Source organism: Methylomonas sp. MS20 (assembly GCF_050275925.1).
Taxonomy (GTDB): domain Bacteria; phylum Pseudomonadota; class Gammaproteobacteria; order Methylococcales; family Methylomonadaceae; genus Methylomonas; species Methylomonas koyamae_A.
Window position 1 is genome coordinate 1,820,382 of the sequence record NZ_CP189962.1, and the last position, 19,086, is coordinate 1,839,467.

General features: G+C 53.5%; 11 protein-coding genes. 9 read left to right on the forward strand and 2 right to left on the reverse strand.

Annotated features, from left to right (window positions below; translation table 11 throughout):
* Nucleotides 1-207 precede the first annotated feature (207 nt).
* Together ACQE3D_RS07930 and ACQE3D_RS07935 are read left to right on the forward strand one after the other, a co-directional pair.
* Nucleotides 208-1,077 (forward strand): phosphatase PAP2 family protein, encoded by an 870-nt coding sequence (locus ACQE3D_RS07930; protein ID WP_071157791.1) that lies wholly within the window; start codon nucleotides 208-210, stop codon nucleotides 1,075-1,077.
* On the forward strand, nucleotides 1,061-3,568 hold the full coding sequence (locus ACQE3D_RS07935; RefSeq protein WP_427551537.1) for a PEP/pyruvate-binding domain-containing protein: 2,508 nt from the start codon (nucleotides 1,061-1,063) through the stop codon (nucleotides 3,566-3,568). The genes ACQE3D_RS07930 and ACQE3D_RS07935 overlap by 17 nt, the downstream gene beginning before the upstream one ends.
* Nucleotides 3,569-3,648: 80 nt before the next feature.
* On the opposite strand, the gene ACQE3D_RS07940 is transcribed toward ACQE3D_RS07935, so the two are convergent.
* Nucleotides 3,649-3,789, reverse strand: coding sequence for a hypothetical protein (locus ACQE3D_RS07940; protein WP_427551538.1), 141 nt, complete (start codon nucleotides 3,787-3,789; stop codon nucleotides 3,649-3,651).
* A 255-nt stretch (nucleotides 3,790-4,044) separates the two neighbouring features.
* Between ACQE3D_RS07940 and ACQE3D_RS07945 the strand changes: the two genes are divergently transcribed.
* Nucleotides 4,045-4,260, forward strand: a complete 216-nt coding sequence (locus ACQE3D_RS07945) for an addiction module protein (protein ID WP_427551539.1) — start codon at nucleotides 4,045-4,047, stop codon at nucleotides 4,258-4,260.
* Nucleotides 4,261-5,133: 873 nt separating this feature from the next.
* On the opposite strand, the gene ACQE3D_RS07950 is transcribed toward ACQE3D_RS07945, so the two are convergent.
* Entirely contained in the window at nucleotides 5,134-8,127 is a 2,994-nt protein-coding gene (locus tag ACQE3D_RS07950; RefSeq protein WP_427551541.1) for an HD domain-containing protein, read from the reverse strand.
* Nucleotides 8,128-8,345: 218 nt separating this feature from the next.
* Here ACQE3D_RS07950 and hrpA point away from each other — a divergent pair, with 218 nt between their 5' ends.
* The 6 genes from hrpA to ACQE3D_RS07980 all read left to right on the forward strand — a co-directional run bounded on the left by hrpA (nucleotide 8,346) and on the right by ACQE3D_RS07980 (nucleotide 19,083).
* Nucleotides 8,346-12,239 (forward strand): ATP-dependent RNA helicase HrpA, encoded by a 3,894-nt coding sequence (gene hrpA, locus ACQE3D_RS07955; RefSeq protein ID WP_427551542.1) that lies wholly within the window; start codon nucleotides 8,346-8,348, stop codon nucleotides 12,237-12,239.
* 435 nt (nucleotides 12,240-12,674) lie between these two features.
* The gene (locus ACQE3D_RS07960; RefSeq protein ID WP_168032352.1) at nucleotides 12,675-13,184 is read left to right on the forward strand and encodes a sigma-70 family RNA polymerase sigma factor; all 510 of its coding nucleotides are present in this window, start codon (nucleotides 12,675-12,677) and stop codon (nucleotides 13,182-13,184) included.
* Between the two features lie 68 nt (nucleotides 13,185-13,252).
* Nucleotides 13,253-14,206, forward strand: a complete 954-nt coding sequence (locus tag ACQE3D_RS07965) for a FecR family protein (RefSeq protein WP_427551543.1) — start codon at nucleotides 13,253-13,255, stop codon at nucleotides 14,204-14,206.
* Nucleotides 14,207-14,505: 299 nt separating this feature from the next.
* A complete protein-coding gene (locus tag ACQE3D_RS07970) occupies nucleotides 14,506-16,938 on the forward strand; it encodes a TonB-dependent siderophore receptor (RefSeq protein ID WP_427551544.1) in 2,433 nt (810 codons plus the stop codon).
* Nucleotides 16,939-17,117: 179 nt separating this feature from the next.
* On the forward strand, nucleotides 17,118-18,353 hold the full coding sequence (locus tag ACQE3D_RS07975) for a PepSY-associated TM helix domain-containing protein (protein WP_427551545.1): 1,236 nt from the start codon (nucleotides 17,118-17,120) through the stop codon (nucleotides 18,351-18,353).
* Nucleotides 18,354-18,561: 208 nt separating this feature from the next.
* Entirely contained in the window at nucleotides 18,562-19,083 is a 522-nt protein-coding gene (locus tag ACQE3D_RS07980; RefSeq protein WP_313728428.1) for an RNA polymerase sigma factor, read from the forward strand.
* Nucleotides 19,084-19,086: the final 3 nt, after the last annotated feature.

Here is a 19,086-nt window from a genome sequence, read left to right on the forward strand (position 1 = left end):
TATTTTGGGTCGTGACCGTTTGCGTGGGTTTGTTTGTATGTGCCGGACCAAGTTGGTTTGTTCTTTACGGCGCGATCAGTACCGTTGGCCTATTGGCTTGGTACCGATTCCGTAAATTGACGGTAGCACTCGGTAACGCGGTTTTTCATCCTGAGATGAGGGCGGTATTGGTAACAGCCTATCGGAATTTGGCGGAGCGCAAAGCGCATGAATAAACTTCTCGACCCGCCCTTACGCTATTTCAGTATCTATCTGGGCGCTGTTTCAGCCATCGAAATCGCGCACCTGACGGTTTGGAGTCTATTGTTTTGTCCGATGTTGGCCGGCATGGCCGGATTGGCGCGCAGGTATTCCAGGCAACGCAGTTGGGGGCTATTGGCTGCCATTTGCGTCAGTCTGGCCGTGGGTATGAATGTGTCATATCAAGCCATGGCCGGGGCTATCCCCGCTGTCAGGAGCGTACGCTTCGATGCCCAGTTGTTGGCATTGGATCGGCTATTGATAGGCGAAACGCCGTCGGTATGGTTGGAACGATGGATTAGCCCACCGCTCACCGAACTAATGAGCGCTTGCTACTTGTTATTGATGCCATTGTTGCTCGTCAGTCTGCTGCGTTATTTTTTCCGGCGCAGGGAGTTGCTCGGCGAATTTTACACCGGCCTATTCGCGGTTTACGGCTTGGGGTTTCTCGGTTATCTGCTGGTGCCGGCTGCCGGGCCTTGGCTGGCCTATCCGGAGTTGTTCAACGTCAAATTGAGCGGCGGCGCGATCACGGCATTTAATCAAGCGATGGTTGAGCAAGGCAGCAATAAAGTCGATGTCTGGCCGAGTCTGCACGTGGCTGTGACGCTTTATATACTGGGATTTGCCGGACGGCATCATCGCCTTGAGTTTTGGGTGTTGTTATTGCCGATATTGGGTTTATGGATCGCTACTTTTTATTTGCGTTATCACTATTTTGTCGATGTCCTCAGCGGCTTGGCGCTGGCCGGTTTTGGTTTGTACGAAGCTCGCCGTCATGCTGATCACCCTGCCATAAACCCCAGTAAGAAGGATACCTATGCCAACGCTGTTTGATTTTCATCATCCGTCTGCTCTGGATTCCGCCATATCCGGCGGTAAGGGCGCCAACCTTGCCCGCTTGACTCAGGGAGGGTTCGCCGTTCCACCTGGCTTTTTGTTGCCGCCGGAAGGTTACTACTCGTTCATTGAGCAACACGGTGCACTGCCGGATCTGCTTCGGAATTTGCCTATAGACGAACCCCTGGCCTTGGAACAGGCGTGTACAAGTTTATGCGAGCAATTGACCCAGCTACCGGTGCCAGAAAGCTTGAAGCAGGCAATTGCGGAGGCGTTGTCTGAGTTTCCGGGCGATACGGCGTTCTCCGTGCGTAGTTCCGCCACTGCCGAGGACTTGGGCGGCGCGGCATTCGCCGGGCAGCACGAAACGTATCTGAATTGCATCGGCATCGACGACATTGTTTCGCGTATCCGGGATTGTTGGGTGTCGCTGTGGAGTGCCCGCGCCATTGCTTACCGCTTGCAGGCCGGTATCGGCTTGTCGAACACAGCGATGGCGGTGGTGGTGCAAAAAATGGCCTTCAATCGGGTCGCCGGCGTGGGGTTTTGCATCAATCCGGTTACCGGCGATCCAGCACAACAGTCGGTGGATGCCAATTATGGCTTGGGTGAATCGGTGGTGGGCGGTGAGCATCAGGTTGATCATTGGTTACTGGATAAGTCGTCCGGCCGAGTGTTGGAGGCGGTGCTGGCGCATAAATCCTCATGCATCGTCGCCGACCGCACGGGTACGCGTAGCGAGAACTTGTCAGATGATCAAGCTAATTTACCTTGTCTCAGCGAACCTGAATTGGCTGAGTTATCCGATTTGATGCGGCGCGTCGAAAAGTTTTACGGTTATCCGCAGGACATAGAGTGGGGTTTTGAGGGTGAACAGTTGTGGCTGTTGCAAGCACGGCCAATTACCCGTATCCCGCCGCGCTGGACCCGCGACGAATCCGCCGAGCGATTTCCCTCGGTGATTACACCGTTGGCTTGGGACTTGGTGGAGGAGGGTTTTCACCAATCGCTGTCGCATTCTTTCGAACTGATGGGCTTGCCGCCGTTTCACGGCAAGTGGTTCGCCTTATTCGATAATTATGTATACGGCAACCAAAATGCCGTCGAAGTTTATGCCGAAGGCACTGCAAATTCATTGAACGTGCGTTCAGTTGCCGAACTGCTGTCTGCTTTACCGACGCTGCGCAAACGCTATGCCTGGGTGCAGGAATTACCGATGTCGTGGTCGCGCGATTTGGATCGCTATTTACTCGGCCTCGGCGAATTAATGGCCGAACCACTGACAGGACGCTCTATTCCCGAGTTGTGGGATTTTGTACTGCGGGTGAAGCAGCTGGGTGCGGAATATTTCCTGCCTAATATTGCCATTTCCATTACTCAGCGGACCCTTTACAAATTGGTGTACAGCATCGTTGGGGCGACGGTTGGCGAAGCGGATGCGCCGGCGACCTTTGATAGCTTGCTGGCATACTGCGAAACCAAAACGGGTTTCGTCAATAGGGAGCTTTTCCGGTTGGGGCGGCGGATAGCCGAGTACCCCAAACTCGTGCAGGCGTTGCGAGCTCAAACTGGCCAGCAATTTCTGGCTTCCGGCGGGTTCATACAGGAAGCAGATATTGCAGCCGCTTTCCAGCGTTTTTTGCAGGACCATGGGCATCGGGAAGTGGAGTTTGACCCCTATCATCCGACCTGGTTGGAAGCGCCATGGCTGGTGATTGAAAATCTGAAAATGATGTTGGACTCTGCCCTGGAAGACCCTGCCGAAAAGGAACGTACTCTGAAAATCCGGATGTTGGAAACCGAACGGCAATTGATCGGCGGGTTGCCGGAGGATTTGCGGTTTCCTGTGCAGGAGTTGTTACGCTTGACTCGGGTTTATACCGCATTGGACGACATCGAACATTACCAGACGACACGGCTGACATTGCCGTTCCGCAAGGGTTTACGAGCCTTGGGTGTCGCCTTGCAGGCTAGGGGCATCATTACGGAAGCGATGGATGTGTTCTTTGCCAGAGCCGAACAGCTCTCGGAAGCAATCCGCCTCAACGACGCCGCGTCGTGGCGTTGTTTGGCGGATAGCATAGTCTGGGAAAAACAGGCTTATCAAAACCATAGGCAGCATTCACCGGAATGGGAGTTGGGTAAGTCACAAGCCTATTCCGCTAAAGACGGGGATTTTGTTGGTTTGCCCGGTAGCCCCGGCGTTGCCAGCGGCACGGTTTTTAAGGTGTTGTCGCAGGACGATTTCGCCGATTTTCCGGCCAACGCGGTACTGGTAGCTCGCACCACCAACCCTGCCTGGACACCTTTATTTTATAAGGCGGCGGCCGTGATCACCGAAAGCGGCGGACCTTTATCGCATGGCGAAGTGACTGCGCGAGAGGTGGGGTTACCCGCAGTAATGAGCGTCAGAGGTGTGCTGGATGCTTTGATGAATGGCGACAAAGTGACAGTCGATGGTACTGCGGGCCGAGTAAGACTGGATTGAAGCAAGTCTTCGTAAGCAGGTCGGTCGGTCCACTTTGCAAAAATTCGGGATACCCCCGGTTTTTGCCATAAGCGCAAGATTCATAGCTTTGGCTTGGCGCCGCGGTTAAATCGAACCGACATGGCCTGCCGCAGCGTTTCCAATCCCGCGCCTTTACCGGCGATTTTCAACGAAGCGTAAGCATCCAGACTAAAACTATAAATATCGCTGGCCAGCGCCATATTGGTATCTTCGCCTCGGCTCAATTATTTGCGCAGTCGGTACAGGCAAGGGTAGAGATTAGGGCCGCATTCGCCGATGCGATTCTGCCTCCCAAGCCGCGCGTACGCCCCCGCGTGGGGACTTAGTAGCGCGCGTCTAGCGGGGAATGGCACCTCTGCGGCGAGACGGGTTGGCGCGTGGGATCGATAAATCTTGGCTTTCAACGCTGTTTCCGGCTAGTATCGACCCGGCCATTCCGATACGAGAGTACCCTGATGATCAGCGCTGAACTGCGGCAATTACCTGCAACCGAAAAACTCAAGCTCATCGAAGCGCTGTGGGACGATTTGCTCGATAACGAAAATGACGTCCCGGCGTTACCTTGGCATCAGGAGGAATTACAGCGCACGGAAGTCGCTTATGCAGCAGGGGATGTCGAGGCGGTCGATTGGCGGCAAGCCAAAAAGGCATTACGCTCGCGGTTCAAATGAAAATTCGGATTTTACGCACTGCCATGGATGATTTGTCGGCAGGCTGCGTGTTTTACGATAAGTAGCAAGAAGGATTTGGCGATTATTTTTTCGATAGTCTGTTCGCCGAAATTGATTCATTAGCTTTATATGCCGTGGTTCATAGCCTGCATTTTGGATTCCATAGGCTTTTGGCAAAGCGGTTTCCCTATGCCATTTATTACAAAGTGATCGACGATCAAGCCCTTGTAATCCGAATTCTGGACTGCAGGCGGAATCCAAAGCGGCTTCGGCGGGAGATAGAGCATTAATCGGTTCAGGCTTAGCTGTGCCGCATTTCACGTATATTCAAGCTCTAGCTTGAATACCTAAAACTTGGAAGCTCTTGCGTCCTGTCAAATAAAGAGTGCTAGAGCTTTCAGGGTTCAGCTGCCAAGCTGGAGTTCGGTAACCAGTGTAAAAACAGCGGCAGTTGGCCAAGTGCGGACGGATAGTTTTTCCGACGAAGGTCTGTTGATTGATCTACAGCCGCCAGCCGTAATCCCAAAAAGGTGCGACCGCCTATAGGTTGTGCCGAGCCATGCGAGGCGCAACGATCGCGAACGGTGCGCCTGACGGCAGCACCCGTTAGTCTGCGCACCTTATGGCCTTGACAACCTCTGGAAAAGGAATGCTGCCGTCAAGAGTGGCATGTGCAGCTTCGGCAACAACTTCAGATTTCATAGTAATCCTTCAATGTAAGAGTATTAACGTCTAGCATGAAGCTAAGAGGCAGCGCGCTTTTGTGCTGTCCCGCACCGCTCATGCGGTGCATATTTGGACGCTGGAGCGTCCGTCATTGCGTTCCCACGCTGGAGCGTGGGAACGATGGATAAGTCCTAGTTCGATCAGGCGTTAAATTCCTCGTGCGCTTTTCCAGTCTTCCCAATATAGAGACGGCTTCATGATTTCGGTATCAATATAATAAATTAAACTCTCATATTCTTTACGAATGTCTTCAATCGATGCCTGTTGTTCTAAATTTGGTTGTAACCATTTACATAATGCGTCTAGTTCTGATGGTGTGGCAGAGACTTTGGGCGATGGTCTCCTACGACTTGTGCCAGAAAACAAAAATGGCAATAAAACAAATTTTGCAGTTGGTTGATAAATTTCAAATAGATATTCGGCTCTCAGCTTGGTGCTTTCGCTTAAATATAATTTTTCGAATTTATCTTGGAAGCCCAGAATAAAGCGGCGATTAGAATCCGATAAGTGCATTCGGTGAGCCAATTGTATTGCCAGGGCTTTGTTACTGTATAAGGGTTGCGGTTTTTTAGCGAATTGGTATCTTAAGTTAAAGTCATCTTTTTGATTGCTTTCGTTCTCAATAACTTGTACGGTTTTTCCTGTGGTTTTATACCATTCTTTAATTATTATTCCCTTTATGTAAGAACCGGATGCGTCATTATTTATAACTAGATCGCAGCCGGCAATAGGAAACCGATCATCATGCCCTTTAATCCCTAATATCCACGATTCTCGCTCGAATAATTCTTGGAATGTTATGTTGTTAGTGTTTAACTCTAGCCATGCGCCATCAACTTTTTTTGCAAGGTTAGTCCAGTTGCCGCCATAAACATAGGACATGGATTCAAGGAATAATGAAAATACGGCTTTTTTATGTTGAGCGTTGGAGTCTGGAAATAAGGTTGGAGTCTCCAAATCATCCTGCACAAGCTTTTCGAGTGCCAGCAAAGCTAATTGCGAAAAATCTTGCTCAGCCTCTTTCATGAGTTGGTCACGGTTGGCCATTAACCACTCACCCGCCTTGCCTGACATTAAATTTATTGCAACTGCGACATTAGGGAGATAAAGCGAGTTTTGCTTAAAAGGTTGTCCTCTATAGAAAGCCTCATTTTGACGGAATCCTAGGTTTGGTTGATATTTTAGAGAAACTTGATGTTCATTCACATCTATAAATCGCCATTTATCTATCAATTCTTCGGTAGGGAAATTTTCTGACCCTATCGCAAATTCTGGCTTATTAATAGGCTTTAGTTTTCCGGTAATAGGTAATAAAGAATTCTCTGAAAATGTATTGATTTTATCGGCCAACTCGGCTGCATTCAAAGGCAGAGCCTTGTCTAATATTGGATCATATAGATCGAGAAAGTTGCGTACGAGTGATTCTCCAACCGGCATACTATAGCTATTAGCAAATTTATTGAATAGTAGGAAAATTTCGATAGATGTGCCATAAGGTCTGGATATATTATTTTCCAATAATTTTAAAACAACCAATCCTTCCTTGTCCTTGGTTGGGCTGTGCATCGTTACTTCGAGTATTTCATTGGTAAAAATGCTTTTTGTTGTTAATTTAATTACGTCGGTAATTAGAAATACGCTTTGAAAACCGATACCAAAAGCCCCTGATGGTTTCATCCATTCAGGCATGCTATTAATTTTTAATTGGCGGGTGGTATTACTTTGTGATCCGCCTATTTTTAGCATGTAACCCAAATCGTCTCGACTGATTCCTGTGCCATTGTCTTTAATTTCTAATTTCCAGCATGATTTGTCGTCTGGTGTGTTTGCATCAGATGTTAATTCTTCGAATTTAACTTCGACTTTTCCGGTTTGGAATATTTTTTTGACGTCATCTGAAAATGGATTCTTCCATAAGTCGGAACTTTTCTCTTCCTGATGTGTAAGCCACAATCGCAATAGAGTAGCGTCAACCGCGTTTTGCAACAATTCGCGAATACAGGCGAATTTGGTGCTATATAAATTATTGCCTTGCAATAGTTTAATAGCTTGCTTGGCATCAATACCGAATTGAGGGCGTTGGCCTTCGTTCAGTATTTGTTCGTTCCCGCTTAAACGGACAGCTATTTCTCCTAATGTAGGCAACAAGCCTAATTCGCGACTGGGTACAATATCTTGCCAATGGGCCATTTGATCTTGTATTTCTTGTTTGAGCCAATCGAACCACTTAAATGTTTCCAAATAGCCGTCTATGGTTTCGCATTCTGCGGTAATTTCGATTCTCTCTTGATCTACACGAAGATGGCGGAGGCCGGCATGTTTATCTTCATGCGCTTTACTGATGCTCGGACGATTCTCCCCAGCAATGCGTTGCATTACGGGACAAAATCGATTGTCATCGAGATCGAGTAAATCACCCATACGCAACAAACATGCAATAAAGCGAGGATGGCAATCTTCTTGTGCCAGTCCAGCCTCTCGAAAAGGTAAACCAGTTGATGAAAGCAATTGCTTGAATGGTAGGCCATGCATATGGCAAATGCGACCTAGTAGTTTGAATAGTCTGGCCGGTATCAATTCGGTGCGAGGTGAGCTGATGCCTACGCTCTCCCACGGTGCTTGGACGATTTTGTTGGCTCGATCAGCGTGTTGTTGCCTAAACCATTCGGCCATCAATTGACGAAATTTATCGACTGCGTCCATTGGGTTGTCCGCGCCACCAAAACATTGGGAAATGTCTTTTGAATCAAAACTCTGAGAAAAACGATTCAATTCATGATTTGGGTTGTTACGAATCTGCTCGATATATTGCCGAAAAGAGGTATTTCCTAATGCATCCTCAATATCTTGTTGCGGTACGACCATTCCTATATCGTGCCAATAAGCAGCTTCTAAGAGTAGCCAAGTGTCAGTAGCGGTTAATTTGCCAATATTTACTGGTCCTAACAGGCGCTCGATATTGATTAAAATTTGCTTGCTATGAGATACATCATGTCGGCTGTAATGCGGAAAAAGGTTGACAATCGTTTGTAATGCTTTGGGTATTAATTTTTCATCGAATCCCCATTGATTCACCAACATTTCAAGAGCTGAATGCTCATGCGCTTTATTTTTTAAATGCTGAATCAGAAAATCAGCCATTGCCACTTCCTTATTGTTAGAGGTTAATCAAATGAAAGGCTCGTTGGCCGAGATTAGCGTAGCGAATTCTACGAATGCAAGGATAACGATTGAATTGTCATATTTCGATTATGCTAATCAGAGCATAACTGCCACATGTTATACCGCTATTCATGTTCCAATGTAAAACATCCATCCACGCCTTATAATGCCCAGCTTTTTACGATCTTTACCTCCCCATGTCCGTCCACGACACCTTGAAACAACTCGCCAAAAACCTTAGCAACTGCATGAGCGTAGACCGCCACGGCTTCAAGCGGCAGCTCGACCGGTTGCGCGGCGAGGCGGGGATGGGCAAGGATGTGTCTGGGCAAGTTCAGCAATTGGCGGAGAAAATCGAGCGTTCGGTGAGTCGCTGCAACCAGCGCCGCGTTTCGGTGCCTGCGATTAACTATCCGGATTTGCCGGTCAGCGGTAAGAAGGACGAGATTGCCGAGCTGATTAAAAACCACCAGGTGACCATCGTCTGCGGCGAGACCGGTTCCGGCAAGACCACCCAGTTGCCGAAGATATGTTTGGACATCGGCCGAGGCATTAGCGGCATGATCGGCCACACCCAGCCCAGAAGGATCGCGGCGCGTACCGTAGCCGACCGCATCGCCGAGGAATTGGGCCAGGCTATCGGTAACACGGTCGGTTACAAGGTGCGCTTCCACGACCAGACCGCGCCGAATTCGCTGGTCAAGCTGATGACCGACGGTATTCTGCTGGCGGAAACCCAGAACGACCGATATTTAAACCAGTACGACACGCTGATCATTGATGAGGCCCACGAGCGCAGTCTGAACATCGATTTTTTGCTGGGCTATTTGCGCTGGCTGCTGCCGAAGCGGCCGGATTTGAAAGTGGTGATTACCTCGGCGACCATAGACCCGGAGCGCTTCGCCAAGCATTTTAACGGCGCGCCCATCGTCAATGTCTCCGGTCGCACCTATCCGGTGGACGTGCGTTACCGGCCGATCGAACTGATCGAGGAAGACGACGAGACTTCGGCCGATTTGCAGCAAGCGATACTGGATGCGGTGGACGAGCTTTATAGAGACCTGCGTGGCGATATTCTGATCTTTCTGAGCGGCGAGCACGAGATTCGCGAGACCACCGAATCCCTGCGCAAGTCGCATAACAACGGCCGCTACGAGGTGTTGCCGCTGTATTCCAAACTCAGCGTCGCCGAGCAGGAGCGGGTGTTCAAGCCGTCCGGCAACAAGCCGCGCATCGTGTTGGCGACCAACGTCGCCGAGACTTCGCTAACTGTGCCCGGCATCCGCTGCGTGATCGACTCCGGCCACGCCCGCATCAGCCGCTACAGCGCCAAGAGCAAGATTCAGCGCTTGCCTATCGAGCGTATTTCCCAAGCCAGCGCCAACCAACGGGCCGGGCGTTGCGGCCGGGTCGCCGAGGGCATCTGCATTCGGCTGTATTCCAAAGAGGATTATCTGGCCCGGCCGGAATTCACCGATCCGGAGATTCTGCGCACCAATCTGTCGTCGGTGATCTTGCAGATGGCGGCCTTGAAATTGGGCGACATCGAGGAATTCCCGTTCGTCGAGCCGCCCGACGAAAAAATGGTGCGCGACGGCAAGACTTCGTTGTTCGAAGTCGATGCGCTGGATAAGCAAGGCAACTTGACCGACACCGGCCGCCAGTTGGCGAAGATTCCGACCGATCCGAAACTGGCGCGCATGCTGCTGGCGGCGGCGCAATTGGGTTCCTTGCACGAGGTCGCGATCATCGTCTCGGCTTTGAGCATTCAAGACCCGCGCGACAAGCCGGCCGACAAGTTGCCTCAGGCCGAGGCCAAACACGCCCAGTTCAAGGCCGAAGATTCGGACTTCCTGACCCTGCTGAATCTGTGGAATGCCTTCGAGGAACAGAAGAAACACCTGACCAACAGCAAACTGCGTAAATACTGCCAGGACAACTTTTTGTCCTACATCCGCATGCGCGAATGGCACGACATCCATACCCAGATCATGCAGGTGGCGCGCGGCGATTTGGGCTTAAAGACCGCCGGCAATCCGGCCAATTACGAGCAAATCCACATGGCGCTGTTGCCGGGTTTGTTGTCGAATATCGGCTTTAGGCACGAGCAATATGAATATTTGGGTGCCAGGGGCCTGAAGTTTTTCATCTTCCCTGGCTCCGGCCAGCATAAGGCGCGGCCGAAGTGGATCATGGCTGCCGAGCAGGTCGAGACCAGCAAGGTCTACGCCCGCACCGTCGCCAAGATCGAGCCGGAATGGATAGAAGCCTGCTCCCAACATCTGGTCAAACGCAATTACTACGACCCGCATTGGGAAAAAAACGCCGGTCGCTGCGGCGTGTTCGAACGCACCTTGTTGTACGGCTTGACGCTGACCGCCAAGCGGAAAGTGCCTTACGAAAACGTCGATCCGAAAGCGGCCCGGGAGATGTTTATTCGTCATGCCTTGGTCAATCAGGACTACCATTCCAACGCGCCGTTTTTTAAAGCCAACGAAAAACTGCTGGAGGAGGTCGGTTACATCCAGCACAAGGGCCGCCGCGTCGACTTGATCGAAGATGAGGAATGGCTGTACCAGTTTTACGATAAAAAACTGCCGGCCGAAGTCGTCAGCGGCATTGCCTTGGATCAATGGCGCAAAAAGGTCGAGCGCGATAATCCCAAGATTCTGTTTTTGACCAAGGAAGACCTGACCAGGAACGACGACAACCAGATTAACGAATGGGATTTTCCGGACAGCAAGAAAGTCGGCGATTTGACTATCGAATTGCATTACCGCTTCGAGCCGGGCCATGACGAGGATGGCGTCACGGCCATCATTCCGGTGCATCAGCTCAATCAGATTCGGCAGATGCCGTTCGATTGGCTGGTTCCCGGCATGCTGGAGGAAAAAGTTACGGCGCTGATTAAGTCGCTGCCCAAACATTTACGTAAACACTTCGTGCCGGTGCCGAACACCGCCAAGGCCTGTCTGGAAATCGAGCCGGATTTCAAGGGTTCGGTCTACGAATGGCTGAGCAATCGTTTGCGCAAGCTGACCGGCGAAGCGATCCCGCTCAACGAATGGCAGCCGGATCAACTGCCGGAACATTTGAAGATGAACTTCCGCGTCGTCGATGACGCCGGCCGGGCCATCGGTTATGGGCGTAATCTGGTCAAGCTGCAAGCCGAACACGCGACCAAGGCCGGCGACAGTTTCGACAAATTGGCGCAGGAAGAAATGAATCACACCGGCTGCATCGCCTGGGCCTTCGACGACTTGCCGGATACCTGGCAGTTCATGCAAAAAGGCCAGAGCTTCATCGGCTTTCCAGCCATCGTCGATGAAGGCCAGACGGTCGGCGTGAAAATACTGGAAACCCAGCACAAGGCCGAGCTGGCCCACTTCGACGGCTTGACCAAGCTGTATCAGTTGGTTTGTAAAAAAGATGCGCAATACCTATTAAAAAACCACGGCGTGTCGCCGGCCTTGCAACTGGCCTACAACCAGCTGCCGGCCCATCCCTTACTCAAAGACCGCGCCGGCGGCGACTTCAAGGACGATGTGTTGCACGCGATCTTCGCGGCGGTATTTGTCGAAGGCCAGGCCATCCGCACTCAGCAGCAATTCGAGGCGATTTTGGCGGCGAAAAAATCGACGCTAATGACGACGATGACCCAGGTCGGCAAGCAAATCGGCGACATCCTCGGCCAATACCAAACGCTGCGGAAGCGCTTGCAACAACCCGGCGTTGCGCCGGGCGTGCGACAGGACATCGAGCAGCAGTTGGAGTTATTACTCTACAAAGGTTTTTTGCGGCATACCCCTGCCGGGCAATTGGCGGCGATCGCGCGTTATTTGAAAGCCAGCGAATGCCGCTTGGATAAACAAAAGCCGGATTCGCCGGACGTACAAGGTCTGAACAGGTTGTGGCAGCATTATTGGCGGCATATCGAAAAACAGATGAAGACCTTGACGCCGACGCCCGAGCGGGAAAGCTTCCGCTGGGCCTTGGAAGAATTGCGAGTGTCCTTGTTCGCGCAACAGTTGAAGACGGCATTTCCGGTATCGGTACAGCGTCTGGAAAAGCAGTGGGATCAGGGGGTTTAGGCCGGCAGGCATCGCGCTTTGTCGGCTTAGGCTAATGTTCGCGAATCTCGATTTGCCACGAAGAAGGTTATTCGCGAGCCAGGAGCGGTTTCAGCGGCGAAGTGGCGGGTTTTTCGGTGTTCGATTTCGGCGCGCGAATGCGGCTCGGCTCGGGTTGCGACCGATCGTTTAACAAACTATGTTAAATAACGGAAATGAAATCCGGCAAATCCCTCGGCCCGGTTTGCGTTGAGCGCTGGCCGCGGCTTGCCCGGCAGCCGCCGGGTTCAATCAGAGAGTGTTGCCGGGCACGCGCGGATGCCTGCGGCCGGCGGTGCCCGGCAGGTGCGCCGGTTTAACCGCCCCGGCAGTATCGCTCGATTCGATTTGTGGCATGAAAATGGCTGGAGGTCCGGTTTGCCAATCGGATTCCGCCAGGTTCAGGCTCATGCGTTCATGACAGTCGACATCAGCAACTTGTATCAAAGTTACCGCAAGGAATTAATCAACCATTTGTCGCGCATCGTTAAATGCCCGGACACGGCTCAGGATTTGGTGCAGGACAGCTACATCATTTTGGCCAAAACTTCGATCGACACGCCTATCGAGCATCCGCGCGGCTTTCTGTACCGTATCGCCGGTAACTTGGCCTTGGATTATCTGCGGCATTCTAAGATCGTCGAACGCCACGTCGAAACCCATGTCGCCGACGAAGCGCAACATCCCAGCCCGGAGCAAGAAGTCGGCGCGGATCAGCGCCGAACCTTGCTGCATCTGGCGATCGCCGAACTGCCGCCGCGTTGCCGCGACGTGTTCATCCTGCACAAGTTACGAGGGCTGAGCTACCGGGAAATCGCGCAACGATTGGCGATTTCCGAAAGCGCGGTGGAAAAACATATTATCAAAGGCTTGCAGCATTGTCGGGACCGACTCGGTCCGCATTTTGGCCGGCCCGACTTCGACTGAGGATTCGGCGCCGATGGACGTCTTATCAGCGGCAGCCCCACGCCGTGCCCGCCGTTTTATAATGCCCCATGACCGATTCAGTACCCGATAACGCCAAGGCTCAAGCCGTTGCCGACCAGGCCATGCATTGGTTCGCGCGCTTGCGGGGTGATTCGGCGTTGACCGAGCGGGATGCGTTCGCCGAGTGGTACGCCGCCGATTCCGCCCATCGCGCCGCCTACGACGATATTGCCCGATTTTGGCAAGACGACGATTTGGCCGGCGCCTTGGCCGACTTTTCGATAAGTGCTTCGGCGTTGCCCGCGAGGCGGCGGGTTCGCTATCGCATGCCGCTGTTGGCGGTGGCGGCCAGTTTGGCGTTGGCGGCGGTGGTTCTGCGTCCCGGTTTGAGTTGCCTGCGCGCCGATTTCTGCAGCGCCGTGGGCGAAGTCCGCAACGTGGAACTGGCGGACGGCAGCCGGATCACGTTGAATTCCGACACCGCGCTGTCGGTGGACTATCGGGCCAGCGAACGCCTGGTTCATTTGGCGTACGGCGAAGCCTATTTTGAGGTCAGCCACAATCCGGAACAGCCCTTCGTGGTCGACAGCAAGCATTGCCGGACCCGGGTGTTGGGTACCCGTTTCATTGTCCGCGACGGCGTTGGCCACGACGAAGTCTCGGTGCTCGGCGGCAGCGTCGAAGTGGGGCAAGGCCGGCAAGTCGCGGCGGTATTGAAAGCCAACGACAGCATCGCGGTCGGCGCCGATCTGGACGGCGGCCGCCGCAAACTGGCACCCGCCGCGATCGGTGCTTGGTTGAAAGGTAGCGCGGTGTTCGACAATGCCACGTTGGCCCAAGTCGTCGCCGAGCTGAGTCGCTATCGTCGCGGCCGCATTTTAATCAAGGACGCCGCCACTCGCGAGCTAAAAGTCAGCGGCCGTTTCAGTATCGCCGATACCGACCAGGCCCTCGAAGCCCTGCGGCAAACACTGCCGATACGGCTATACAAACTGACGCCCTGGCTGGTCGTTATCGGTTGAATTGGCGAGGTAGGCACTGGCTTACGGCGCTTCATCGCGCGGGAATGCTCTCGGTCGCCGCTTTAGCGCCTACCGCGGCGGCCTGGGAAGCCGCCGGCTGGTAGGCGCGGCTTCGGCCGCGATCGATGGCGCGGAATTTGGCCGGGCTGTTACTTGCCGCAAATACGCCGCGCGCCGCTCCGGCGTAAATAGAAATCACCGAGAATATGTTTGCGCGACCTGAGGGAAACTCGTCGCCGCCCGTCTTCCTGTCAACCTCGAGGTTTTCGAGGATCTTTCGACTACATCAGGAGACACGCATGGCAATTCCGACTTTTCGTCCTATCACCGCGAATTTCGGCATCTCGTTGGCGCTGGCCATCGCGGCGGCGCTGACCTCGCCGGTCGCCATCGCCGCCGAGCAGACGCTGGACTACGACATACCTCCGCAAGCGCTGAGCAGCGCGCTGAACGCCTACGCCGACGTCGGGAACGTCCAGCTCAGCTACCCGGCCGGTTTGACCAGCGGCCTGCATTCGCCCGGCGTTTCCGGAAAATGGTCCCCGCGACAAGCTCTGGAAAAATTGTTAACCGGCACCGGGATCAGCGCCAAAACTACCGCCAACGGCACGATCACGCTGGAAAGCACGGCGGAGCCGTCAAAGCCTGGGGCCTCGGCGACCACGCCAACCTTGCCCAGCGTGACGGTGACCGGGCAGGCGACTTACTTGAATAGCGATCCCTATAATCCGGACTATCATCGGCGCACGGCGTCGACCGCGACCAAAACCGACACGCCGCTGATGGAAACGCCAACATCGATTCAAGTGGTGCCGCGCGCGGTGCTGGACGATCAACAAGCCATCCGGCTGGACGAAGCCACCAAGAACGTTAGCGGCGTGCAGGCTCCCAGGCAGTTGGGCGTGCTGTTCGACAACTTCATGATCCGCGGCTTTACGACGCCGTCGTTCAATGTTTATCGCGACGGTCTGCGCCTGGCATTGCAATCCTTCGAAACGGCTAACCTGGACCAAATCGAGATCTTCAAAGGTCCGCCGTCAACTTTGTTCGGCCGCAGCGCGCCGGGCGGCCTGGTCAACATGGTCACCAAAAAGCCGTTGTTCACGCCGTATTATTCGATCGGCCAGCAATTCGGTTCTTACGATTTGTACCGCACCACGCTGGATGCCACCGGTGCGCTTAACGACGATAAAACGCTGGCTTACCGAATGAATTTTTCGTATATGGATGCCAATTCCTTTCGGGATTTCGTCGGCAGGGATCGGGTGTTCGTGGCGCCGCAACTGACTTGGAAGCCGAACGACGCGTTTGAAATCAACCTGGGTTATGAATACAAAAAGGACAATATTATCGGGGATAGGGGAATCGCGGCGGTAGGCAACCGGCCGGCCAATGTGCCTATCAGCCGTTTTCTTGGCGAACCGAGTTTCTCTTCGCAGCAAGCCGAAAGCCATCTGGGTCACTTAAGTTGGACCTACCATTTTAATGACGACTGGAAGATTCAACAGCGCTTCGCGGTGAACATGCTCGATACCTTTAACCGTAACATCGTGCCGATTTCCATGGAAGCCGATAACCGGACTGTCAATCGCGGTCTGTTTTACGGTTTGACCGAACGGGCCACCTATACCCAAGATTTAAATCTCAACGGTAAGTTCGATACCTTCGGCATTGGCCACAACGTGCTGCTTGGTTTCGATTACTATCGCTTTGAGGAAAGTCGGGGGGTGACCTTTCTGCCTGGCGCGGCTTTTATTCCCGCAATCGATATCTTTAATCCGGTATACGGCAACGTCAAGCTTCCAAACGACTTGGCTAAAAACAATTTCGTTATCGAAAATCAAGAATGGTTCGGGTTATATTTTCAGGATCAGGTCGATCTAACCAAAAATCTGCATTTTTTGTTTAATGGACGGCACGATTGGTCTACTGCAATCGCGGGATTCTCCGACTCGGCGATGCCGGAGGCCACAGCAGTAGCGGCGGAAAAATTCAGCCCGCGCCTGGGCTTGGTTTATCAACCCGTTAAATGGCTTTCGTTGTTCGCTAACTGGACCGAGGCTTTGGGTGCGTCCAATGGCCGATCAGCCGCTGGCCAGCCCTTGCCGGCGGAACTTGCCGAACAATTCGAAGGCGGAATCAAAACCGAGTTTTTTGACGGACGTCTGACCGCATCGCTTGCCGCATATGAGTTGACCAAGCGCAATGCGCTTACCGACGACAGTTCCACCCCCGACCCGTCTGACCAAATCGCGGTGGGCGTGGCCCGCAGCCACGGTTTGGAATTCGATTTCTCCGGCGAATTGACCGACCGATGGAAAGTCATCGGCAGCTATGCCTACACGGACGCCCGGTATTTGCAAGACAATGGCCAATTCGGCGATGCACCGTTGGTCGGCAAGCGCTTGCCGAACTCCCCGGAACATTCCGCCAATTTATGGACCAGCTACCAAGTGACGGACGGTTTTAAAGTCGGTACCGGCGCCTATGTCGCGGGTAAGCGTCAGGCTAACGCGGCCAACAACTGGCAATTGCCGGGCTACGTGCGCTGGGACGCGATGGCGGCTTACCAATGGACGCTCGGCAAGTCTAGGATGACGGCGCAGGTCAACGTCAACAACATTCTCGACAAGCGTTACTATGCCTATGCCGACGAATTCGGGAATCCGCGCTTTGACGCGATGCCCGGCGAACCGACGACGATACTGGGCTCGCTGAAGGTTGAGTACTGAGACCTGGCTTGATTAATAACGGTCGTTTTAACTGGGGGAGGGAGGGCGGTCGTTTGTTCGTATGCGGCGGCCAGCCGACAACAAACGGGAGCAGGGATTTATTGGTTTGGCGGTAGGTAAAACCCAAGTTAAAAACGTCTTATCAGTATAAGCTTGCCGCGCGAAAGGACTATAAAGCCATGAACTCACCCGCATCCGCCGTTACCGCCGCTCCAGTCAATGCCAACGCCAAAAGAACCGCGCGTTTGGAAGGGCTCAAGGCCCGCCGCAAACTCTGGCTGAAAGTCCATCTTTGGCTGGGTTTGAGTCTGGGTTTGTTTCTGGCGTTGATCGGCTTGACCGGCTCGGTCCTGGTATTTTGGCAGGAAATCGACCGGGCGCTGAATCCCGCATTGTACGTTTCGGCGCGCGCCGGCGGCGATCACCAGTCCCTGGACTCGATATTCGCGGCGGCCGAGCGCGTCGCGCCGCCGGCTTGGGAGTCGGCCTGGGCCGACGCGCCTACCGCGGCCAACGGCAATTATGTGTTCGGTTTTTATTACCCGAGCGGCAGCCAATCGCCCGAATCCGCGCAATCGTTGAATATCGCCATCGACCCCTACACGGCTGAGCCGGCCGGACGGCGGGTGTTTTATCACGCCAGCAATCCGCTGAAACACAGCTTGATGGGGTTTTTCTTCAAGCTGCATTATGCCTTGCTGTTGGGGGATACCGGCGTGACGGTGATCGGGATATTCGGCGTGCTGTTTTTGGTTTCGGTTTTGTCAGGCCTGATTTTGTGGTGGCCATTGACCGGAAAATGGCGGCGGGTCTTGACGATTAAGCGGCGGGCCAGTCGCGAACGCTTCAATCACGACCTGCACCAAAGTGCCGGCTTTTATAGCCTGGCGGTCATGCTGGCCTTGCTGGTATCCGGCATTTACTTCAATTTGCCGGAGCAGTTTCGCTGGCTGGTCGGACAGTTTTCCGAACTGAGTCCCGAGCCGGCGATTCCGGCGCATGCTTCGCCCGGTCAAGCCGGCGCGCTGGACCGAGCGATCGAGCGCGCCCGGCGCGATTTTCCGGGCGGCGTAGCGCAATATTATACTTGGGAAGGCGGAACTCACCGGCGTTTTCAAGCCTGTTATCGCGACGTCGAATCCTTGCGATACAAGGTGATGAACGACCGCTGTCTGGTTTTCGACCCGGCTAGCGGCGCGTTGCTACAGGTTCAGGATGCCGAGCACGGTAGCGCCGGGGACGTTTTCATGCTGTGGCAATGGCCCTTGCATTCCGGCCGGGTGTTTGGCTGGACCGGTCGGATTCTGGTGTTCGTGACCGGTTTGCTTTGTCCCTTGTTATTCGCGACCGGCTTGATTCGCTGGTTGCAAAAGCGTAAATCCGCGAAAGCGAAACTTAGGGCTAGGATTGCGTGAAATAACATTGTTTAAATTCTGGTGACTCCGGTGGCTACCGGCGAATGCGCGCCGATAGGCTGGGCGATGCCAAGTTCTTCTTTGGGCGGAGCGGATGTGGCGCGGTTTCCAGCCAAGCTGCTGAGCTGAACATTGTTGTTCGGCAAGTTTCGGCGTAAATTTTGCTGGCTAAATGCCACACCATGACCGCCCCACTTCTATCCTCTCAATGCTTGAACTGACCGCCGACGACATTGCCGATCTGATGCATAAGCATCGGCGCGAATTGCTACGCTTTCTGGCGCAACGCATCCGTTGCACGGACGCCGCTCAGGATATTTTCCAGGAAACCTTTATTCGTTACGCCGGTTACGGCGGTAAGGATCGCATCGACAATCCGCGCGCTTTCATTTTTCGCATCGCCGCCAATTTGGCCACCGATTATTTGCGCAGCCACCAGCGCCACGCCGGGTGGGACCGCGAGGTTGGGGAGGGCGCGGAGAGCGACGGCGGCGAGCCGGCATCAGTCTCCGCCGAACGTACCGTGATGTCGCAACAACAATTGGAGCGTTTGATTGCCGCGCTGGACGAGTTGTCGCCCAAGTGCCGGGAAGTGTTCGTCTTACTAAAAATCCAACATTGCAGCTACGCGGAAGTGGAACAAAAATTGGGAATCTCGCAGACGATGATTTTCAAGTATTTGACCCAGGCCATGCGCCATTGCCGGCGGACGGTCGGCGAGTTGGATTGATTT

Bases quoted from the DNA above. Each gene is read 5' to 3' on its own strand.
- ACQE3D_RS07935 (WP_427551537.1), top strand. From the start codon at position 1,061: ATGCCAACGCTGTTTGATTTTCATCATCCGTCTGCTCTGGATTCCGCC.
- hrpA (WP_427551542.1), top strand. From the start codon at position 8,346: ATGTCCGTCCACGACACCTTGAAACAACTCGCCAAAAACCTTAGCAAC.
- ACQE3D_RS07950 (WP_427551541.1), bottom strand. From the start codon at position 8,127: ATGGCTGATTTTCTGATTCAGCATTTAAAAAATAAAGCGCATGAGCAT.
- ACQE3D_RS07940 (WP_427551538.1), bottom strand. From the start codon at position 3,789: ATGGCGCTGGCCAGCGATATTTATAGTTTTAGTCTGGATGCTTACGCT.
- ACQE3D_RS07970 (WP_427551544.1), top strand. From the start codon at position 14,506: ATGGCAATTCCGACTTTTCGTCCTATCACCGCGAATTTCGGCATCTCG.
- ACQE3D_RS07980 (WP_313728428.1), top strand. From the start codon at position 18,562: ATGCTTGAACTGACCGCCGACGACATTGCCGATCTGATGCATAAGCAT.
- ACQE3D_RS07945 (WP_427551539.1), top strand. From the start codon at position 4,045: ATGATCAGCGCTGAACTGCGGCAATTACCTGCAACCGAAAAACTCAAG.
- ACQE3D_RS07930 (WP_071157791.1), top strand. From the start codon at position 208: ATGAATAAACTTCTCGACCCGCCCTTACGCTATTTCAGTATCTATCTG.
- ACQE3D_RS07960 (WP_168032352.1), top strand. From the start codon at position 12,675: ATGACAGTCGACATCAGCAACTTGTATCAAAGTTACCGCAAGGAATTA.
- ACQE3D_RS07975 (WP_427551545.1), top strand. From the start codon at position 17,118: ATGAACTCACCCGCATCCGCCGTTACCGCCGCTCCAGTCAATGCCAAC.
- ACQE3D_RS07965 (WP_427551543.1), top strand. From the start codon at position 13,253: ATGACCGATTCAGTACCCGATAACGCCAAGGCTCAAGCCGTTGCCGAC.